The 5,158-nt window shown below is 70.1% G+C and carries 6 protein-coding genes; 5 read left to right on the forward strand and 1 reads right to left on the reverse strand.

Annotated elements, in window-relative coordinates:
* Positions 1 to 374: 374 nt before the first annotated feature.
* Positions 375 to 620 (reverse strand): hypothetical protein, encoded by a 246-nt coding sequence (locus ACWEVO_RS29520; RefSeq protein WP_452310749.1) that lies wholly within the window; start codon positions 618 to 620, stop codon positions 375 to 377.
* Positions 621 to 1,412: 792 nt separating this feature from the next.
* On the opposite strand from ACWEVO_RS29520, the gene ACWEVO_RS29525 reads away from it, so the two are divergent.
* The 5 genes from ACWEVO_RS29525 (at position 1,413) to ACWEVO_RS29545 (ending at position 4,965) form a co-directional block, all read left to right on the forward strand.
* Positions 1,413 to 1,610 carry a hypothetical protein gene (locus tag ACWEVO_RS29525; RefSeq protein WP_452310750.1) on the forward strand — a complete coding sequence of 66 codons (198 nt, stop codon included), beginning with the start codon at positions 1,413 to 1,415 and terminating at the stop codon, positions 1,608 to 1,610.
* A complete protein-coding gene (locus ACWEVO_RS29530) occupies positions 1,607 to 2,791 on the forward strand; it encodes a hypothetical protein (protein ID WP_452310751.1) in 1,185 nt (394 codons plus the stop codon). The genes ACWEVO_RS29525 and ACWEVO_RS29530 overlap by 4 nt, the downstream gene beginning before the upstream one ends.
* A gap of 168 nt (positions 2,792 to 2,959) precedes the next feature.
* The gene (locus ACWEVO_RS29535; RefSeq protein WP_452310752.1) at positions 2,960 to 3,985 is read left to right on the forward strand and encodes a DUF4192 domain-containing protein; all 1,026 of its coding nucleotides are present in this window, start codon (positions 2,960 to 2,962) and stop codon (positions 3,983 to 3,985) included.
* Positions 3,985 to 4,437 (forward strand): hypothetical protein, encoded by a 453-nt coding sequence (locus tag ACWEVO_RS29540; RefSeq protein WP_452310753.1) that lies wholly within the window; start codon positions 3,985 to 3,987, stop codon positions 4,435 to 4,437. Before ACWEVO_RS29535 ends, ACWEVO_RS29540 begins: the two co-directional genes overlap by 1 nt.
* 249 nt (positions 4,438 to 4,686) lie before the next feature.
* A complete protein-coding gene (locus ACWEVO_RS29545) occupies positions 4,687 to 4,965 on the forward strand; it encodes a hypothetical protein (protein ID WP_452310754.1) in 279 nt (92 codons plus the stop codon).
* Positions 4,966 to 5,158: the final 193 nt, after the last annotated feature.

Here is a 5,158-nt window from a genome sequence, read left to right on the forward strand (position 1 = left end):
CACGCACCAACGGACCGGCCCAGACTGCCCCGCGCAGCCCACCGGCACCAGGACGTGAACACGATCAGCACACCCACCACCGGCCACCGGCCACGCGGAGCCGCACTCGGCGCCGGATTCCACCTCCACGCCCACGCGACCCCACCCAGGTGGGAAACGATCCCGGACACTCAATCCGACTCAGGATCCCTAAGCTGATCCGAGACGCTACGGATCAGGAGGTCGGGCGCCGGGCCGGCAGCAGTCCTCATTTGGTCCTCAAGAGGCCGAACCGCGACCACCGACGCTGTGAGATGCCGAGAGGCATTTCCGCACGTCAGGCCAGTCGTGGCCAGGTAGGCACAGGTCACCAACTTGATCTCGTAATGCGTAGTTCACATCACCCGCAAGTCGAGGGCGCTCCCGGGCCGCAGGAATGTTTCCGTGAACCTCCACGATCGCTCGTATACCGCTGCTTCCAAGGTGACCGTCTCGGTGCCGTCCACGTTCACCTCGACCGGAGGGCTGGCCTGCAAGCCCAGATGCATCCGCACCACATGCCGGCCCGGTGCTACCTCGAAGCGTTGGCTAGCCCCGCGCTTCAGGCGCGCCGCGAGGCGCCCGTCAACCTTGATCTTCACGCGGGCCATCGTGACGTCAAAGGGTCGATGGACAACGATAGTCGGCATGGGCTGCGCTGCGCCTCCTTTGACCGGTCGTAGACCGAAGCATGCCATCACGATGGGCACTGCGCAGGGAGGCAACGTCGAGCCGGCCGGTCAGCCGGTTTCGGCGTGAAAGCCACCAGTGGGAGCCACCGGGCCGAATTACGGATCAGATCGCGGCGGGCCAGCCACATGCCAGTAGCCGGCGCCATCAACGGGCACGAGTGGGCGCTGGACGTTACCCACTCCCTGCTCGACCCGGAGGACCGGGCCGACCGTGCCGCGGCCGCAGTGGGTCTGTCGATCCTGACAGGTGCGCTCGGATCCGCTGTCACGCTTGGCATCGCACTACGCCGTCCCCGCATCTGTCCGCCTTCGTCGGCTGGGCAGTCGACTTGCCCGCCAGCCGAAGCCGAGCCATGGCGGCCGCAGTCCCGCCCCGACTTCCGCTGGTTCCGCTCGGATGAGCACCAACTGACAGGGGAGAGGCCGCTGTCAGGTTCTGCCAGAAGGTCGCATCTGACAGCCCGGCCGACAAGGCTCCCGGCGGGCCTAACCTGAGGTTTCTCCCTGCTTCTAATGCCCCTCTGATCTGACGCCCCGCGCGACGGCATCGCGCCCACCGCTTCCGGTCGGCTGCCGTCACGAGTCGCAGATCCGGGCATCACACACCCGACGCCTCTCGTCCATGGGATGGGGCGCGGCACCCCCATCCGTTCAGGCGGTCACCACCCGGTGGCCGCCTTCTTCATGCCCAAAGGAGGACCCGTGCACCTGACATTCCGCGACGTCCGCGCCGACCACTCCAGCGCAGACCCACCTGACCCTTGCAGCGGCGTCGCCGCGCCCAACACCGCGAGCGGCGGCGACTCCCACCTGGCCGACAGCACGACGCCGATCTCATGCGCCGAGCGGGTCACGGACACCTACCTGTTCACGGCCGGCAACCGGGGACCCAGGCAATGACCCGACGAAGCCTCATCGACCAGATTCGTGCCCTGCACGCTGAGACGGTCGCCGCGACCGGGCAGCGGCGGAGGCTCGCAGTCGAGGCCCGTGCCGCGCTCATCGCCGCACTACGCACCAGGCTGATTTGCCGGCCAGGCTGCGAGGACACGCTCGCCGCCTGGGGTTTGGAGCCCCTGCCGCAACGATGGACTGTCACCGCAGAGGCCCACCTGTCCTACACCCGGTCGCACCTCAGCCTCGAGCAGGCGCGGGAACAGGCTCGCTGGGACGTGCCGGAGCAACTGCGCCGGCTGCAGCCGGCGATCGCCGTCTACCCGAGGCGCGTCATCGATGTGACAGCCGTAACGTGCGGCAACGAACAGCCCGGACCGCAGCCGTACCGCATCACCGCACGGGTCACGCTGCAGACCTGGGCCACCGCGACCCGCAAGGCCGAGGCACAGCAAACGGCACGCACCATCGTAAAGGGGCACCTGCCGGTGCTGGCCGGCGCCGGGATCAGCCTGACCGGGCTGACCTGGCAGACCGCCGACCACCCCGAAGAGGTGTCCCTCGCCGACATCGACACCGAAACCCCACCTGTCACCGCGGCACCGCCTGCCGACGCCGACGACCTGCCCGCCGCGAGGGCGGCACGTGACGCCGCCGTGCACGCTCTCGCCGACCTACGGCGCAACATCCGCACCCGGGCGATCCGCGCGCTGGTCGACGACGAGATCGGCGGCGTCTACCAACACACCGCGCAGCGGGTCGACCGGTTCCTGGCCGGCCTCGGCCTCGACCGGCTGCCCCGCGCACATCACGTCACGGTGGTCGCCGACCTGATGCTGCTGGTCGCCGCCGCCACCGATCGGCAGGCCTGCGAAGCGGCCCGAGACACCATGCGCCCGGCTACCACCAGTTGGCCGGCCGCGGCCCGGCCGTGGACCGCGTACGGCTGGACCGACCCGGGCGAAGCCACGCCCGACGGTGACCGCTTCCGGGTTGCGTGGCGGCACGAGTACGAGATGTGGCTACGCGGTCACACCAGCGCCGCCACCGCCACCACCGCCGCCGAAGCGCTCGCCCGCGTCGATCTGCACCGGGCCCTGGCTGGCGTCGACCACCGCCTGGTCACGGTGAGCGTCACCGTCGAGGGCGTCGGCGTCGACCTCTACCTGGATCCCGACAACGACTGAACCCGTCCGCCGCCCACCGTCTTCGCTCCCGAGCAGCCGCCACCGCACCCACGGTCCGCCTAGGGATGGCGGCTGCTCACCCAGCGGAGCAGGCGGCGCAGACGTGCCAACCACTCTCGGCGTGGGTGCCTGCCGTGCACTTCCTACCCTCTCCCACCTGGAGACATCGTGTCCTTCACAGAGAACAGACTGACCGTCCGATCCTCAGCCGACCTGGCGGCCGCAGTGCCGTACCTGCTCGGCTTCCACCCCAGCGACGGCAGCATCGTCGTGATCGCCTCCCGGCAGCGGCGCATCGTGTTCGCCGCCCGCGGCGACCTGCCCACCCACGCACACCTCCTGCGGGAGTTCACCGCCCACATGGTCCCGGTCGTGCAACGGCAACAGCCGATCACCGACCTCGTCCTCGTCGGCTACGGAACCCCCGAACACCTCGACCCGGCACTGCGGGTCGTCGGCGACGCGTTCACCACCGCTGGCCTGACGGTGCGGGAGATGCTGCGGGTCACCGGAACGCGGATCTTCAGCCTCACCTGCGACGACCCCACCTGCTGCCCGGCGGACGGAACCCCGTTCGACCCGACCGCGTCACTGGTCGCCGTCCAAGCAACCGTCGCCGGACTCGTCGCACGACCAGACCGGGCCGCGGTAGCCCGCCGCTTCACCCCCGAGGGCAGCGGCCGCGACAGCATCCGCGACGCCACCGACACGGCGGCCACCCGCATGCGGGCCCTGACCATCACAGGCAGCACCGCCGTATTCGAGGCCGGCGTGCTGGCCGTCCGCGACGCGCTCCGCCAGCACGACAACGCCCGGCTCACTGACGACGAGGTGGCCTGGCTGACCCTGCTGCTGACCGACCGGGCCGTACGCGATGTCGCCATCGACCTCACCCAGCCACACGAGCAGCACATCACCTTCTGGGCCGAGGTCACCCGCCGCGCGCACCCACCACTCGCGGCGGCACCGGCGACCGTGCTCGCCCTGACCGCATGGCGATGCGGCGACGGGGTCCTGGCCCTCATGGCCACCGAGCACGCCCTGCAGATCGACCCCGTCTACCAGCTCGCCCACCTGGTCCTGCACGCCCTGCAGGCCGGGCTGCCACCGGCCGCCATCGAGGACGCCATCACCCGCACCCACCACAACCCTTCCACCTGCAACGCGAGCACCCGAAAGAACGGGGAGTCCTGATGGATCCGATCCGCGCGATCCTGCTGTCCCTCGCCCGCAGCGCTGAGGAAGCCCGGCTGCGCTGGCAGGCCGAACGCGCCGCCGTGCGAGCCCGCGGCGGAGCACCCGCCCGTTCCGACGCCTTTGCCCACAACGTTCAGGCCAACCTGTGCCTGATCACCGCGATCGGCGCCGCCGACCTGCCGGCGAACTTCCGCCTCTACGACACCACGCTGTCCCGAGACCCGCTCACCGCGGCCGCCCAACTTCGCCAGGTCACCTGCGCCTACTACCCGAGCGGGCCGATCGAGGCCGAACACGAGGCCGCCAGGCTGGCCTACAACACCGCGTCCGCCCCACTGCTCACCGCCGAGGAACAGCACTACGTCGACCTGCTCGCCGACCTCCCGCCCGCCCGACGCGACAAGATCATCGAAGCCGCTGAAAACCGCGCCCGACACCGACGGGCATAGCGCACCGGGTCGGTTTGGCTTTACGCCCACACGCTTCGGCCCGCCGCCGCTCGCGCCGCCAATCCTCGCCTGTCAGCGCTTGCCGCTCCCACGCCGTTGATGGGGGAGCGCGTGCGGCGCCCACCCGATGCTCCCGCCAGGTCGGCGGCACAACGACACCCCTGGTCAGCAGTTCAGCCAGCAACGCCCGCCGTGTGGCCTGCTGCGGCGGCCCCACTCCCGAAGGCAGCTATGCCACGGAAGGAATGCATGAGTCTCTACAACCTCACACCCAAACCCGGTTTCGAGCGGTACACCATCCAGGTCGGCTGGAACCCGCACCGCACCTACATCGCCACCGTCGTCGACTTCACCTGGGACCCGGTCACCGAACCCGACCGCCAACCCGACACCATCCACCTCGGCCGGATCGAGACGATTGTCGACCCGGCAGAGGTTCTCGCGGCCGTCGAACCCTACGCCGACATACCAGCCGACCTGCCCGCCAGGCTCCGCGCCGATCAAGCCGCGCAGCCACTGCGCCGCTGACACCAACTCGCCGCTCCCCGGACCGATGGGGCGGCATCGGTTGCGCAGGGCTCCCAGGTACGCCGCGAGCAGAGCCTCCGACGCAACCGCCCCGAAAACGCCTCCCTCAGGAGGCGGTCACCACCCGTGCCGCGCACCTCAGCGGCACGAACCGAACCGGCCCGCCATCGGCGGGCCGTCGTCGTATCCGGAC

This window comes from Micromonospora sp. NPDC003776 (assembly GCF_053605645.1).